The sequence below is a fragment of the Sorangium sp. So ce448 genome (assembly GCF_051520915.1).
Classification (GTDB): domain Bacteria; phylum Myxococcota_A; class Polyangia; order Polyangiales; family Polyangiaceae; genus Sorangium; species Sorangium cellulosum_B.
The window spans coordinates 12093768-12109455 of the sequence record NZ_CP150343.1 but is presented as its reverse complement, the minus strand read 5'-3'; the positions used below and the strand labels follow the sequence as shown (position 1 = coordinate 12109455).

At 74.1% G+C, this 15688-nt stretch carries 5 protein-coding genes; 3 read left to right on the top strand and 2 right to left on the bottom strand.

Features of this window, described 5'->3' with window-relative positions; translation table 11 throughout:
* The 3 genes from WMF45_RS45560 to WMF45_RS45550 are packed head-to-tail and all read left to right on the top strand — an operon-like array spanning nucleotide 1 to nucleotide 14514.
* Complete coding sequence (locus WMF45_RS45560; protein WP_437713070.1) at nucleotides 1-9066, top strand: amino acid adenylation domain-containing protein; 9066 nt, start codon at nucleotides 1-3, stop codon at nucleotides 9064-9066.
* A complete protein-coding gene (locus tag WMF45_RS45555; RefSeq protein ID WP_437713069.1) occupies nucleotides 9063-13049 on the top strand; it encodes a non-ribosomal peptide synthetase in 3987 nt (1328 codons plus the stop codon). Before WMF45_RS45560 ends, WMF45_RS45555 begins: the two co-directional genes overlap by 4 nt.
* 10 nt (nucleotides 13050-13059) lie before the next feature.
* Nucleotides 13060-14514, top strand: a complete 1455-nt coding sequence (locus WMF45_RS45550) for a diaminobutyrate--2-oxoglutarate transaminase (RefSeq protein ID WP_437713068.1) — start codon at nucleotides 13060-13062, stop codon at nucleotides 14512-14514.
* A gap of 45 nt (nucleotides 14515-14559) precedes the next feature.
* Here WMF45_RS45550 and WMF45_RS45545 read toward each other — a convergent pair whose 3' ends face one another.
* Together WMF45_RS45545 and WMF45_RS45540 are read right to left on the bottom strand one after the other, a co-directional pair.
* Nucleotides 14560-14991 (bottom strand): hypothetical protein, encoded by a 432-nt coding sequence (locus tag WMF45_RS45545; RefSeq protein ID WP_437713067.1) that lies wholly within the window; start codon nucleotides 14989-14991, stop codon nucleotides 14560-14562.
* Between the two features lie 162 nt (nucleotides 14992-15153).
* Entirely contained in the window at nucleotides 15154-15630 is a 477-nt protein-coding gene (locus WMF45_RS45540) for a nucleoside 2-deoxyribosyltransferase domain-containing protein (RefSeq protein ID WP_437713066.1), read from the bottom strand.
* Nucleotides 15631-15688: the final 58 nt, after the last annotated feature.

The following is a 15688-nucleotide window of genomic DNA, read 5'->3' as shown; positions in this document are numbered from 1 at the left end:
ATGGCGAACAACAAGAAAGACGTTGAGTCGATTCACTATCTCTCCCCGCTCCAGCAGGGATTGCTCTTTCACGCGGTCTCGGACCGGTCCGCCGACCCGTACTTCATCCAGACGTCGTTCCTGCTGGAGGGGCGGCTCGACGTCGCGACCTTCGAGCGCGCCTGGCAGGCGCTCGCGGAGCGACACCCGATCCTGCGCACCGGCTTCGTCTGGGAGGGCGTCGCCAGGCCGGTGCAGGTCGTCCGCCCGCGGGCGGCGATCCCGGTGGCGCACCACGACCTCCGCGGGCGCTCCGCGCGCGAGCGCGAGGAGGCGCTGGCCGAGCTCCTGGCCGCCGACCGGCGCGCCGGCTTCGATCTGCTGAAGGCCCCGCTCATGCGGCTCACGCTGGTCCAGGTCGAGGAGGAGGCCTTTTATTTCATCAACAGCCATCATCACCTCCTGCTGGACGGGTGGAGCTTCGCCCTCCTGCTGAGAGAGGCGCTTGTCGTCTACCGGGCGCTCGTGCGGGGCACGACCCCCGAGCTGCCGCGGGCGCGCCCGTACCGGGAGTACCTCGCGTGGGTGCAGGCCCAGGACGAAGCGGCGGCCGAGCGGTTCTTCCGCGGCGCGCTGGCCGGGTTCCGGGCGCCGACGCCGCTCCCCCTGGAGGCCGCGCCCGCGCCCGCGGCGGCCGCCGCGGGCGACGACGCGTTCCCCTTCGCCGAGCAGGAGCTGCGCTTCTCGCGGGCCGACACGGAGGCGCTGGCGGCCTGCGCGCGCGGCCTGCGCGTCACGGTGAACACCCTCGTGCAGGGCGCGTGGGCGCTCCTCCTGTCCCGGCACAGCGGCGAGCCCGACGTTGTCTTCGGCTCCACGGTGTCGGGCCGCCCCCCGGAGCTCCCCGGCTCCGAGGCGATCGTCGGCGTGCTGATCAACACCCTGCCGGTGCGGGTCCGCGTGGACGAGCACGAGCCGCTCGCCGCCTGGCTCGCGCGGCTGCAGGACCGGAACAGCGAGCTGCGCCAGCGCGAGTGGACCCCGCTGTCGCTCGTCCAGCGCTGGAGCGAGGTGCCGGGCGGTCGCTCCCTCTTCGAGACGCTTGTGGTGTTCGACAGCTACCCCGAGGGGGGCGTCGGCGACGCGCTGCGCGACGTGCGCGACGTGCACGTCCGCGCCGCGCCCCAGCCCGGCGGCGGGCGTGAGGCCGGCGCCCTGCTCACCGCCGGGCGCAACAACTACCCGGTGTCGCTCATCGTCGATCCGTCGCGCGAGCTCGGGCTGATCCTGTGCTACGAGCGCCGCCGCCTCACGCACGAGGCCGCGGCCAGCCTGCTCGGCCAGTGCCGCGCGCTGCTCGAGGCGATGGCGGCGCGGCCGCGCGCCCGCCTGGCCGAGCTGCCCCTCGTGGGCCCCGCCGAGCGGCGGCGCCTGCTCACCGACCTGAACGCGACGGCCACGGCCTCCCCGCCCGCGGCCTGCGTCCACGAGCTCTTCGAGGCGCACGCGGCCGCGCGGCCCGACGCCCTCGCGGTCGTCTGCGAGGAGACGGCGCTGACCTACGGGGAGCTCGACCGGAAGGCGAACCAGCTGGCGCGCCGGCTGCGGGCGCTCGGTGTGGGGCCCGAGGACCGGGTCGTCCTGTGCATCGAGCGCTCGGCGGAGATGGTCCTCGCGCTGCTCGGCGCGCTCAAGGCGGGCGCCGCCTACGTGCCCGTGGACCCGAAGTTCCCGCGCGATCGCCTCCGCGCCGTCGTCGAGGACAGCGGCGCGCGCGCCGTGGTCACGCAGGAGCGGTGGGCCGGCGCGTTCGACGGGCCGGGGCCCGCGCTGCTCTTCCTGGACCGCGACGCGGGCGCCCTCGCGGCCGAACCCGACGCGCCGCCTGGACAGACGGCCCGGCCCGGGAACCTCGCCTACCTCATCTACACCTCGGGCTCGACCGGGCGCCCCAAAGGCGTCGCCGTCGAGCACCGCCACCTCGTGAACTACGTGCGCGGCGTGCTCGCGCGGCTGCCCCTCGCCGAGGGCGGCGGCATGGCGCTCGTCTCGACCGTGGCCGCGGACCTCGGGCACACGTCGCTCTTCGGCGCGCTCTGCTCGGGCCGCGCCCTGCACGTCCTGTCCGAGGCGCGGATCTTCGATCCCGACGCGACCGCCGAGTACATGAGCCGCCACGGGGTCGACGCGCTCAAGATCGTCCCCAGCCACCTCGGCGCGCTCCTCGAGGCGGCGCGCCCCGAGCGCGTGCTGCCGGCGCGCTGCCTCGTGGTCGGCGGCGAGGCCTCGAGCTGGGAGCTCGTCGAGCGGATCCGGACGCTCGCGCCGGGCTGCACCGTGGTGAACCACTACGGCCCCACCGAGACGACCGTTGGCTCGCTCACATGGCAGATCGACCCGGCGGCCGGCCGCTCAGGAGCGACCGTGCCCATCGGCCGTCCGCTCCCCAACACGCAAGCATATGTCCTTGGTGTAAATTTCGAACCGGTACCTGTCGGCGTGCCCGGGGAGCTCTATCTGGGCGGCGCCGGCGTCACGCGCGGCTACCACGCTCGCCCCGAGCTGACGGCGGAGCGCTTCGTTCCGGATCCGTTCGGGGGAGTCCCTGGGGGTCGGCTGTACCGCACAGGGGATCGGGTGCGCCTCGGGGCGGACGGCGCGATCGAGTTCCTCGGGCGCACCGATCACCAGATCAAGCTGCGCGGCCACCGCGTCGAGCTGGGCGAGATCGAGGCGCGCCTGCGCGAGCAGCCCGAGGTGCGCGAGGCGGTCGTCGTGGCGCGGGACAGCGACGGGACCCAGCGCCTCGTGGCCTACGTCGTCGCCCGCGAGGCGGCGGCGCTCGACGCGGCGGCGCTCCGCGCGCGGCTCGCGGAGCAGCTGCCCGACTACATGGTGCCTGCCGTGATCGTGGCGCTGCCGGCGCTTCCGCTCACCGCGAACGGCAAGATCGACCGCGCGGCGCTGCCCGAGCCCGAGCGGGCGGGCGCGCAGGAGGCCGGCGGCTTCGTCGCGCCCCGGAACGAGGTCGAGGCCATCCTGGCGCAGATCTGGGCCGACATCCTGCGCGTGGAGCGGGTGGGCATCCACGACAACTTCTTCTCCCTCGGCGGCGACTCCATCCGGAGCCTCCAGGTCATCGCGCGCGCCAACCAGCGCGGCGTCAAGCTGAGCCCCAAGGACCTGTTCGACCACCCCACGGTGGCCGCCGCCGCGGCGGTCGCGATCCCCACCGCGGCGGCCGGGGCCGCGGGCTCCGCCCCCGCGGCCTCGGTCGCCTCCGTATCGGGCCCGGACCCGGCCGGAGCGCCGCAGGGAGAGCAGCCCGGGGCGGCGCTGCCCCCGGCGACTTCCCTGTTCCCGCTGAGCGGCCTCACGCAGGACGAGATCGCGCGCCACCTGCCGGATCCGGCGGGGCTCGACGACGTCTACCCGCTCTCGCCGATGCAGGAGGGCATGCTCTTCCACACCCTCCTGAACCCGGGCTCTGGCATCTACCTGATGCAGCAACACTACATGTGGCACGGGCCGCTCGACGCCGGGCTCCTCGTCGAGGCCTGGCGGCAGGTGGTGGCGCGGCACCCCATGCTGCGGACGTCCTTCGCGTGGAAGGATCTCGAGCGACCGCTCCAGATCGTCCACCGGCAGATCGACCTCTCCGAGGTCATCCACGTCCTCGACTGGCGCGATCAGACCGCGGCCGAGCAAGAGCAGCGCCTGACCGAGGCGCTCCAGGCCGAGCTCGCCGCCGGGCTCGACATGACCCGCGCGCCGCTGATGCGGATCCGGCTGATCCGCATGGCGGACGACGCCTATCGCATCGTGCGGAGCTTCCACCACATCCTCACGGACGACTGGTGCTTCTCCGTGATGATGAAAGAGTGCCTGTCGTACTACGCGGCCCTGAGCGCGGGCCGCTCGCTGGAGCTGCCAGAGCCGCGCCCCTACCGGGACTACATCGCCTGGCTCGCGCGGCAGGATCTCGCGGCGGCCGAGCGGTTCTGGCGCGGGGAGCTCCGCGGCTTCGCGGAGCCGACGCCCCTCGGCGTGGAGAGGGCCGCCCCCGACGGCGCGGCGCCGGCCGCGGGCGCCGGGGTGAGCGACGAGCTCGTCGAGCTTCCCTCGGCCCTCACCGAGGCGCTCCTCGGCCTCGCGCACCAGCACGGGCTGACGCCCAACACCCTCGTGCAAGGGGCCTGGGCGCTCCTCCTGAGCCGCTACAGCGGCCAGCGCGACGTGGTCTTCGGCGTGACCGTGGCGGGCCGCCCGACCGATCTGCCCGGCGTGGAGACGATCGTGGGCCTCTTCATCAACAGCCTGCCGCTCAGGGTGCGCGTGCCGCCGGAGCAGCCGCTCCTCGCGTGGCTCAAGGGCCTCCTGGCCCACAACTACCGTATCCGCGAGTTCGAGTATCCGCCGCTCGTGCACATCCAGCGGTGGAGCGAGCTCCCCAAGGGACAGGCGCTGTTCAACAGCCTCCTCGTCTTCGAGAACGCGCCGAAGGATCCCGACCTCGAGGAGCTGGTGGGCGATGTTCGCCTCTCCGCCGAGCAGGACCGGGTCCACACGAACTACCCGATGACGGTCGTGGCGTATCCGGGCGAGTCGCTGGGCATCCGGCTCTCGTACGACACGCGCTGGTTCGAGCGCGACGCCGTCCGGAAGATGCTGGGCCACCTGGTCCAGCTCCTGTCGGAGATGGCCCGGCGCCCGGAGGCGCGGCTGGGCGACCTCTCGCTCCTCGACGAGCGCGAGCGCCGGAAGCTGCTGCTGGAGTGGAACGACACGAAGGGCGCGGCGCCCGCCGCGCCGAGCTACGTGGCGCTCTTCGAGGCCCAGGCGCGGAGGACGCCCGACGCGGACGCCGTCACGTGCCGCGGGCGCCGGCTCACCTACGCGGCGCTGAACCGCGCCGCGAACCACGTGGCCCACGCGCTGCGGGCCCAGGGCGTCGGTCCGGACACGATCGTCGCCGTGCTGGAGTCGCGCGACATCGAGCTGGTCGTCGCGCTGCTCGGCGTGCTCAAGGCCGGCGGCGCGTACCTCCCGCTCGATCCCCACCAGCCGGAGCAGCGCATCGCGGGCGTCGTCGAGGCCAGCCGCGCGCCGGTGGTCGTGACCTCGGACGCGTGGGTCCCGCGGCTCGCCAAGGCGCTCGCGCACCTGCCGGAGCCGGCGCGGCCGCGGTTCGTGACGCGCGAGCGCCTCGCCGCGCAGCGCGGGCCCGCGCCCGAAGGCGACCTCCCGCGGCTCGCCGGCCCCGGCCACCTCGCCTACGTGATCACCACGAGCGGGTCGACCGGCGTGCCGAAGGGGGCGATGGTCGAGCACGCGGGCATGCTCAACAACGTGTGGGGGAAGATCCCCGCGCTGGAGCTCGGCCCGTCGGACGTGATCGGCCAGACCGCGTCCCAGTGCTTCGACATCTCGGTCTGGCAGCTCCTCTCGGCGCTGCTCTGCGGCGGCCGCGTCCACATCGTCCCCGAGGAGATCGTGGGCGATCCGCGGCGCCTGCTCGAGGAGGCCGAGGCGCAGGGGATCACGGTCCTCGAGCTGGTCCCGTCGCTGCTCGCGGAGCTCGTCTCGGCGGACGAGGACGCGCCGCGCCTCTGGCGCCTCCGGTGGATGCTGCCCACGGGCGAGGCGCTGACGCCCGACCTCTGCCGCCGGTGGTTCGCGCGGCACCCCCGCGTCCCCCTGATGAACGCCTACGGGCCGGCCGAGTGCGCCGACGACGTGGCGCTGCACACGATGACGGCGGCGCCGGGGCCCGAGGTCGTCCACGTGCCCATCGGCCGCCCGGTGCCCAACGTGAGGCTCCACGTCGTGGCGGGCGACGATCTCGCGCCCGTCGGCGTGACCGGCGAGATCTGCGTCTCGGGCATCGGCGTGGGGCGCGGCTACCTGAACGACCCGGCCCGCACCGCCGAGGCGTTCGTGCCCGATCCGTTCGGCGACACGCCCGGCGCGCGCATGTACCGCACCGGCGATCTCGGCCGGCGCCTCGCGGACGGCAGCCTCGAGTTCTCGGGGCGGCGGGATCACCAGGTGAAGATCCGCGGCTTCCGCATCGAGCTCGGAGAGATCGAGGCGCGCCTCGCGCGGCACCCCGACGTCCGCGAGGCCGTCGTCGCGGTCCGGGAGGAGCGCGCCTCGGGCAAGCGGCTCGTGGCCTACGTCGTCGGCGAGGGCGGCGCGCCCCCGGCGCCCGAGCGCCTGCGCGCTTTCCTGAAGGAGACGCTGCCCGACTACATGGTGCCGCCCGTCTTCGTCGCCCTGCCCGCGCTGCCGCTCACCCCGAACGGCAAGGTCGATCGCAAGGCGCTGCCGGCGCCGGAGGCGCCCGCGGCCGATGCGGTCGACGCCGCCGGCGCGGCGGGCGGCGCCCCGACGACGCCGACCGAGGAGGCCCTCGCGGGCATCTGGGCGGAGGTGCTGGGGCTCGAACAGGTGCCTGTCCACGCGGGCTTCTTCGAGCTCGGCGGGCACTCGCTGCTGGCCACGCAGGTGGTGTCGCGCGTGCGCAAGGCGCTCGGCGTCGAGCTGCCGCTCCGGAGCGTGTTCGACCACCCCACGGTGGCCGAGCTCGCCCGCGACGTCGATCGACGGCGCGATCCGGCCGGCGGCGCGCCCGCGGCCGGGGCGCCGCCGCTCGCCCCGGCGCCGCGGCAGGGGCCGCTGCCGCTGTCGTTCGCGCAGCAGCGCCTGTGGTTTTTGACCCAGCTCGAGCCCGACAGCGCCGGGTACAACATGACCGCGGCCGTGCGCGTCGAGGGGGAGCTCGACCTCGCGGTGCTCCGGGAGAGCCTCGCGGCGCTCGTCCGGCGCCACGAGTCGCTGCGGACCACGTTCGGCGTGGTCTCGGGCGAGCCGGTGCAGGTGATCGCCCCCGAGGGCGCGCCGGGGTTCGAGGTGGTGGACCTGTCGGCGACGCCCGCCGCGGAGCGCGGCGCGGCGGTCCAGCGCCTGGCGACGGACCGCGCGGAGCGGCCCTTCGATCTCGGTCGTGGGCCGCTCCTGCGGCTGACCGCGATCCAGCTGCGCCACGACGAGCTCGTGCTGGTCGTCGTCGTCCACCACATCGTGGCGGACGGCTGGACCATGAACGTGCTGGTCGCGGACCTGGCCGAGCTGTACGCCGCGGCGAGGGCCGGGCGGCCGCCGGCGCTGCGGCCGCTGCCGGTCCAGTACGCGGATTTCGCCGTCTGGCAGCGGCAGTGGATCCAGGGACCGGTCCGCGAGGCGCTGCTCGGCGCCTGGCGCGAGCGGCTCGCCGGGCCCCCGCCGGCGCTCGATCTGCGCCCGGATCACCCTCGGTCCGCCGCGTCGACCTACCGCGGCGGGCGCCGCACGATCGCGGTGGACCGCGCGCTCTCCGAGGCGCTGCGCGCGCTCGGCCGGCGCGAGGGCGCCACGCTCTTCATGACGCTGCTCGCGGCGTTCAAGGTCGTGCTCCTCGGGCGCACGGGCCAGAGCGACGTCCTCGTCGGGACCGACGTCGCGGGCCGCAACCGCGCGGAGACCGAGGGGCTCATCGGGTTCTTCGTGAACCTGCTCGTCCTGCGCACGGATCTCGGCGGCCTGCCCACGTTCCGGGAGCTCCTTCAGCGGGTCCGGGAGGTCACGCTCGACGCGTACGCGCACCAGGATCTGCCGTTCGAGCAGGTGGTCGACGCCGTGCGGCCGGCCCGCGAGCCCGGCCGCCACCCGCTCGTGCAGACGCTGTTCGTCCTGCAGAACGTGCCGGCGTCCGAGATCTCGCTGCCCGGCGTGCGCTTCAGCGCCATGGATCTCGACCGCGAGGTGTCGCGGTTCGACCTCGGCGTGTTCGTCGACGAGACGGGCGAGGGGCTCGCGTGCACGTGGAAGTACCGCGCCGATCTGTTCGAGCCGCCCACCATCGAGGCGATGGCGGCCCACTTCATGGCCGTGCTGCGGGCCATCGTGGACGACCCCGACCGCCGCGTGACGGCGCTCGCGGCAGCCGAGAGGAAGGAACGCACCATGGAAGGACGCGCGCGCGACGAGGGCCGGCTCCGGAGCCTCAAGCGCATCACCCCCCGCAAGGTGGACGTGGGCCCGAGCGCGCTGGTCGCGACAAGCACGCTGGGCGACGGGCCGCTGCCGCTGGTCGTGAAGCCGGCGGTGGCCGACGTGGATCTCGCGGCCTGGGCCCGCGAGGAGCGGGCGTTCGTCGAGGCGCAGCTGCTCCGGCACGGGGCCGTGCTGTTCCGCGGCTTCCCGATCAAGTCGGCCCCGGAGTTCGAGCAGGTCGCGCAGGCCGTCTGCGGCGAGCTGTTCGGCGAGTACGGCGATCTTCCGCGGGAGAAGACCGGGCAGCACATCTACAGCTCGACGCCCTACCCGGCCGACAAGGCCATCCTGTTCCACAACGAGAGCTCGCACCTGCCGCGCTGGCCGCTCAAGCAGTGGTTCTTCTGCGTGCAGGCCGCGCCGGAGGGCGGCGCGACGCCGATCGTGGACTGCCGGAGGCTCCACGAGGCCCTCGCGCCCGACGTCCGCGAGCGCTTCCGGCGGTCGGGGCTGCTCTACGTGCGGAACTTCACGCCGGGCTTCGACGTGGATTGGCAAGACTTCTTCCATACCGCCGATCCCGCTGTCGTGGAGGAGCGCTGCCGCGCCGGCGGCATGCGGTGCGAGTGGCTCGCGGGCGGCCGGCTGCGGATCAGCCAGCGCGGGCCGGCCGTGCTCTCGCACCCGAAGACGGGAGAGCAGGTGTTCTTCAACCAGATCCAGCTGCACCACCCGGCGTACCTGGAGGCGCCGGTGCGCGAGTCGCTCCTGGCCATGGTCGGCGAGCAGTGGCTGCCCCGCAACGTGACCTACGGCGACGGCGCGCCGATCGAGGTCGAGACGACGCGCGCGCTCGGCGAGGCGTACGAGCGCTGCGCCGTGCGGTTCCCGTGGCAGGAGGGCGACATCATCCTGCTCGACAACATGCTCGTGGCCCACGGCCGCGATCCGTTCTCGGGCCCGCGGAAGATCGTGGTGGCCATGGGCGAGATGATCACAGCCGAGCGGGCGATGCAGGCGTCGCGGGCGTCGGATGGCGCGGTGGCGTCATGACGATGCAGGCCACCGAGCTCGGGCCGAGCGTGCAGGGCGTGCGCCTGTCACCGCAGCAGCGGCGCCTGTGGGCGCTCCACCGGAACGGAACCACGGTGCGCACGCGCGCGTGGATCCGGCTGGAGGGAGACCTCGACGCCGCGCGGCTGGCGGGCGCCCTCGGCCAGGTCGTCGCGCGCCACGAGATGCCGAGGACGACGTTCCGCCGGGATCCGCGCCTCAAGTTCCCGCTGCAGGCCGTCGGCGGGGCGGCGCCCGCGTGGCGCCGGGTGGATCTGGGCGGCCGCGCGGCCGGCGAGCAGGAGGCGCACGTCGAGGCGCTCTGGCGCGAGGCCGCGCGGCTCGAGCTCGATCTCGAGCGCGGGCCGCTGCTCCACGTGTGGCTCGTGCGCCGCGCCGAGCGGCTGCACGACCTGCTCGTCGCGGCGCCCGCGCTCTCTGCCGACGCGTGGACGCTGGACCTCCTGTTCCGCGAGCTGGCCGAGGCCTACGCCGGCGATCGGCGGGAGGCCGGGGCGGAGCCCGTGCAGTACGCCCAGTTCGCCGAGTGGCAGAACGAGCTCGTCGACTCGGCGGAGAGCGCGCCGGCCCCCTCGGGGGCGCCCGTCGTCCTCCCGTTCGAGGGCGCGGCCGAGGAGGGCAGCGCCTCCGGCGAGGTGGTCGAGATCGAGGTCGACGCGGCGCTGCTCGGCCGGCTCGAGTCGCTGGCCCGAGGCGAGGGGGCCTCGCTCTCGTCGGTCCTGCTCGCGGCCTTCCAGGTTCACCTCGCGCGCCTCACGGGCTCGCGGGAGCTCGTCGTCGCGGTGGCCTCGGCCATGCGGCGGATCGAGGACGTGCAGGAGGTCATGGGCCCGGTGGCCAAGTGGCTCCCGGTCCCGTGCCGCGTGGACGAGGCGCAGCGGTTCGCCGAGCTGGTGCGCCGGGCGCAGGCCGGCGTCGAGGAGGCGACCGAGGAGGAGGAGCACTGGAACCCCGATCTGCCGGACGGCGGGGGGCCCGGGAGCACGGTCGGCTTCGAGTTCTCCTCGCTCCCCGAGCCCAGGGTGGCGGGCGGCGTCGCGTGGCACGTCGAGCGCCGGTGCACGGGCGCGGGCGGGCTCAAGCTCGCGCTCTCGGCCCAGCGCGGGCGGGGCCGCATGCGCCTCTCGCTCTGGCACGACGCGCGCCGCTGCGGGGCGGAGGGCGTCCTCGCGATGGCCGAGCAGTACCGGGCGCTGCTCGGCAGCGCGGCCGAGGCCTGGTCGGAGCCCACCGCGCGCCTCGGCCTGCTCGGCCCCGCGGAGCGGGCGCGGCGGCTCTCCGAGGGCCGGGGGGCGGCGCACGACGCCGCGCCCCCGCGGTGCCTGCACGAGGCGTTCGAGGAGCACGCGGCGCGGCAGCCCGATGCGCTGGCCGTTGTCGCGGGCGACCGGCGGCTGACCTACCGCGAGCTCAACCAGCAGGCCAACCGGCTCGCCCACCACCTCCGCCGCCGCGGCGTCGGCGGCGGCAGCCCTGTCGGCCTCTGCGGCGAGCGATCCGTGGACATGATCGCGGGCCTGCTCGGCATCCTGAAGGCCGGCGGCGCCTACGTGCCGCTCGACCCGCACGCCCCGGTGCAGCGGCTCGCCCAGCAGATCCAGCGCGCGGGCTTCTCCGTCCTGCTCACGAACGCGGCCGTCCGCGCCCGGCTGCCGGACCTGTCGGACCTGTCGGACACCCATTGCGCCGTCCTCTCCCTGGACGACGCGGCGCTGCTCGACGGTGAGCCCGGAGGCGACCTGGCCGTGCCGGTGCTGCCCGACGATCTCGCGTCCGTCGTCTTCACGTCGGGCTCGACCGGTGAGCCCAAGGGCGTCGGCGTCACGCACCGCGGGATCGCCAGCTACACCCGCTCGGTGTGCGATGCGCTCGGGATCATCGAGGCCGGGCTGCACTTCGCGACCGTCTCGACGCTGAGCGCCGATCTCGGCAACACGAGCATCTTCGGCGCGCTCGCCTCGGGCGGCTGCCTCCACGTGATCGCCTACGAGACGGCGACCGACGGCCGGCTCTTCTCGGAGTACTACCGGCGCTGGCCGATCGACGTGCTCAAGATCGTGCCCTCGCACCTGAGCGCGCTGCTCGACACGGGCGAGGGGTCGGCGGTGCTGCCGCGGCGGCTCCTGGTGCTGGGCGGCGAGGCGCTGCCGCTCGCGCTCGTCGAGCGGATCGCGGCGCTCTCGAGCGGCTGCGCCGTGGCGAACCACTACGGGCCGACCGAGACGACGGTGGGCGCGCTGGTCTTGCCGCTGCGCGCGCTGCGCGACAGGCGCGGGTGCGCCTCCGTGCCGATCGGCCGCCCGCTCGCCAGCGCGGAGGCGTACGTCCTCGACGAGCGCCTGGAGCCGGCGCCTGCGGGCACGGTGGGCGAGCTGTACCTGGGCGGGGCCGGCCTCGCGCGCGGCTACCTCGGCCAGCCGGATCTGACCGCGGAGCGGTTCGTGCCGCACCCCTTCGGCGCGGGCGCGCGGCTCTACCGGACGGGCGATCGGGCGCGGTACCGGCCCGACGGCGCCATCGAGTTCATGGGCCGGCGCGATCACCAGGTGAAGATCCGCGGCTTCCGCGTGGAGCTCGGGGAGATCGAGGCGCGGGTCCGCGAGCACCCCGCGGTCGGGCAGGCCGTCGTCGTCGCCGCGCGCCAGGACGGCGCGGTCGGGCCGAGCATCGTCGCCTACGTCGTCCCCCGGGGGGGCGCTGTCGACGAGGCGGCGCTGCGCGGGTTCCTCAAGGACCGGCTGCCCGAGTACATGCACCCGAGCGACGTCGTGGTGCTGCACGCGCTGCCGCTCACCGCGAACGGCAAGGTGGATCGCAAGGCGCTGCCCAGCCCTGCCGCGCGCCGGCGGCGCGAGTACGTCGCGCCGCGGACGCCGGTCGAGGAGGCGCTCGCGGCGATCTGGGCCGACGTCCTGGGGCGCCCGCAGGTCGGCGTCGAGGACGACTTCTTCGACCTCGGCGGGCACTCGCTGATGGCGATCCCGCTGATGCACCGGATCCAGCAGGCGCTCGGCGGCGCGCTGTCGTTGATGGCGATCTTCGAGGCGCCGACCGTGGCGGGGCTGGCCCGGCTCCTCGACGCCGGGGGTCCTGCGTCGAGCGTCGTCGAGCTCCGCGCCGGCGGGTCGCGCCCGCCGCTCTTCTGCGTGGATCCCACGGGCCTGCACGTCACGGTGTACCGCGGCCTCGCCGCGGCCATGAGCGAGGAGCAGCCGGTGCTCGGGCTCGATCTGGGTCCGTCGCTCGCGGGTGAGGCCGCCGCGCCCTCGCTCCCTCGGATCGTCGAGCGGCTGTCGCGCGAGATCCGCGAGCGGCAGCCGCGCGGGCCGTACCGCCTCCTCGGGTGGTCCGTGGGCGGCGTGCTGGCGCTCGCCGTCGCCCGGACGCTGGAGGAGCAGGGCGAGCGGGTCGCCTTCCTCGGCATGCTGGACTCGCAGCCGCGCACGCAGCTCTACGCGGCGGGCGAGCCGGATGTCGTCGAGGAGCTGGCGGCGTACATCGATCAGGGCCGGAGCGCGGAGCTGCTCGCGCTCGCGCCGGCGGAGCGCGACGCGCTTCGGGAGCGGCTCGCGGGGCTGAGCGACGGCGAGCGCGTGGCGGAGGCCGTGCGCTGGGCGCAGGCCCGCGGCTTCGCGTCGAGCGACATCCCGCCCGCCGCCTATCACCACCGGTACGCGCTGCTCCGAAGCGCGGCCCTGCTCGCGAAGGATCTGCCGCCGCGATCCGTCGCCGCGCCGATCCACGCGTGGTGGAGCACCGAGACGATCGAGCTCCACGGCGGCCCGCCCATGGACTGGCAGCAGTTCACGGCGGGCGCAGCGCGCTCGGCGATTCTTCCCGGCGATCACCTCGCCGCCGTGCAGGGGCCCGACGTGCATGCGCACGTGCGCGCGGCCCTGGAGGTCCTGGACCTCGATGAGCGCGCCCTGGAGCGCCCGGAGCGGAACAACCCCTCTCATTAGGGATTACCCCATGACACTATCCGCAGCTTCCAGTTTGCCTGTGTCGGACCAGGTGCCGGCGGCCTCCAGATCCCCCCTTCACGCGGGCCTCGCCGCGGAGCTCGGCGAGCGCCACCGGCGGCGCGCGCTGTACGAGCTCGGGGATCACCCCTTGCTCGAGCGGCAGCGGCAGCGCGAGTCGAACGCCCGCTCGTACCCGCGGCGGCTGCCGCTGGCGCTCTCTCGCGCGCAGGGCGTGTATGTGGAAGACGTCGAGGGGCGTGTGTTCCTCGATTGTCTGGCCGGGGCTGGCACCCTGGCGCTGGGGCACAACCACCCGGCGGTCACCGACGTCCTGGTGCGGACGCTGCACTCCGGTCTACCGCTCCACACGCTGGACCTCACCACGCCTGTCAAAGATCGCTTCACGCAGGACGTGCTCGGCGTGCTGCCGGCGGCCTTTGCCCGCCATGCGCGCATCCAGTTCTGCGGCCCCACGGGGGCGGACGCCGTGGAAGCCGCGCTGAAGCTGGTCAAGCTCGCGACGGGGCGCGGCACGGTGCTGGCCTTCCAGGGCGCGTACCACGGCATGACGCAGGGCGCGCTCACCCTGATGGGCAATCTCGGGCCCAAGGCGGCGCTCGGCTCCAGCCTGACCGGCGTGCAGTTCCTGCCGTATCCGTACGAGTACCGCTGCCCGTTCGGGCTCGGCGGCAGCGCCGGTATCGCGACCTCGCTCGCGTACATCGACAACCTGCTTTCCGATCCCGAGGGCGGCGTGCCCAAGCCCGCTGCGATCATCGTCGAGGCGGTGCAGGGCGAGGGGGGCATGATCCCGGCGCCGGTCGCCTGGCTGAAGGGGCTGCGGGAGCTGGCGACGCGCCATGATGTCCCGCTGATCCTCGACGAGGTGCAGACGGGCTTTGGCCGCACGGGGCGCATGTTCGCGTTCGAGCACGCCGGCATCGAGCCGGACGTGCTTGTCCTGTCGAAGGCGCTCGGCGGCGGACTGCCGCTCTCGGTGGTGGTCTATCACGAGCGCTTCGACACCTGGCGTCCGGGCGCCCACGCCGGCACGTTCCGCGGCAACCAGCTCGCGATGGCCGCGGGCTCGGTCACGCTGTCGGTGCTGCGCGCGGAGCGCCTCGACGCGGCGGCCGCGGAGCTCGGCGCGCGGCTCACGGCTCAGCTCACCGCGCTCGCCAGGGAGCACGCGTGCATCGGCGACGTGCGCGGGCGCGGCCTGATGGTCGGCGTGGAGCTCGTGGACGCGTCGGCCGCGCCCGGCGCGCTCGGGGCGCGCCCTGCCCACCGCGACCTCGCGGGGCGCGTGCAGCGCGAGTGCCTGCGGCGGGGGATGATCGTGGAGCTCGGCGGCCGCCACGGCAGCGTTGTGCGCTTCCTGCCGCCGCTCATCATCACGGCGGCGCAGATCGACGAGGCGGCGAGGATCTTCGGTCAGGCGCTGGCGGCGGCTTCTCTGTAGTTGCCGTGCGAAGGGAGGGATCTTGGGGGCACGGAGGCGCCGTGTTCAGGAGCCGGTCGTGGCGAGGAGCTCCCTGGCGTCGCTGATCACGGCGGCGCGGCGGATCCAGCGGTCCAGCTCGTCGATGTCGGTGCTCGCGAGGACACGCTCCCGCAGCTCGACGGGGACCTCGAGCCCGCGGGCCTCAAGGATGGCGAGCACGTCGTGCGCCTTGGTCTTCAGGGTGCCCTCCCGCATCCCTTCCTCTCGCCCCTTCGCCACGTAGCTGCGCGCGAATTCGCTCTGAAACTGGTAACCGCTCTTCATCATCGCCTCCAACTTCCGCCTCGCCGCTGCGTTCAGCGAGGATAGCACCAGGTCCCCGTAGACGGCTCGGCGCTCCTCATCGAGCTCATCCGCCGCTGCCAAGAAATCGGAGGACTCGACGTGCGCCTCCGTGAAGGTCGGGACCGGATGGCCGAGCGCGTCGTGCAGCATGAATTCCGGGCAGCTCCTCGGATTCGTCACGCCGAGTGCCCTGCGTGTGCGCCGACGGCCAGGGCACGTGGGCTCCACGGGAGGGCTCGGGCGTACACGAGAGGAATCGGGCCCTCGACGGCTCCGAGACGCTACCGACGATGGTTGGTGTTCACGCAGCGGCTACCGCGTTGAATCGCCGCCGCTGAGCGCACCGCGCACCGCGCGCAACCCCTCGGTCAAGCTCGCATAGCGCGGGATCGCGTACCGCTCGCACACGACATCGACGTTGCCCTTGCGCCAGAACCCCTCTGGACAGACGACATGCATCTTCCCGGAGCGGCCGAACAGGCCGAGCTCCAGCAAGCTGATCGGCGCCTTCGAGCCCGGCGCGAAGTACATCAAGATGACGTCCGCCTCCTCGAGCCCGCGGAGCTCCCATTGCACCTGCTCCACGAAGCTCGGGTTCTCGAGGCTCTGCGCCCAGCCCGGCTCCCACCGCTCCCGCCTCGGGTTTAGGATCATCACCTGGAGATCCGCGAGCTCCTCCGCGACGCGCGCCTGCCACAGCTCGGCCTGGCCGTTGTCGATGGATCCGGCGAGGAACAGCTTCGGACCCGTCAATCCGTCGAACGGCCGCGGCGCCAGCACCTCGATCATGGGGAACACCTCGCGGAGGAGAACACGTGGACGACGATCGCCATGGGGCCGCTCCCCT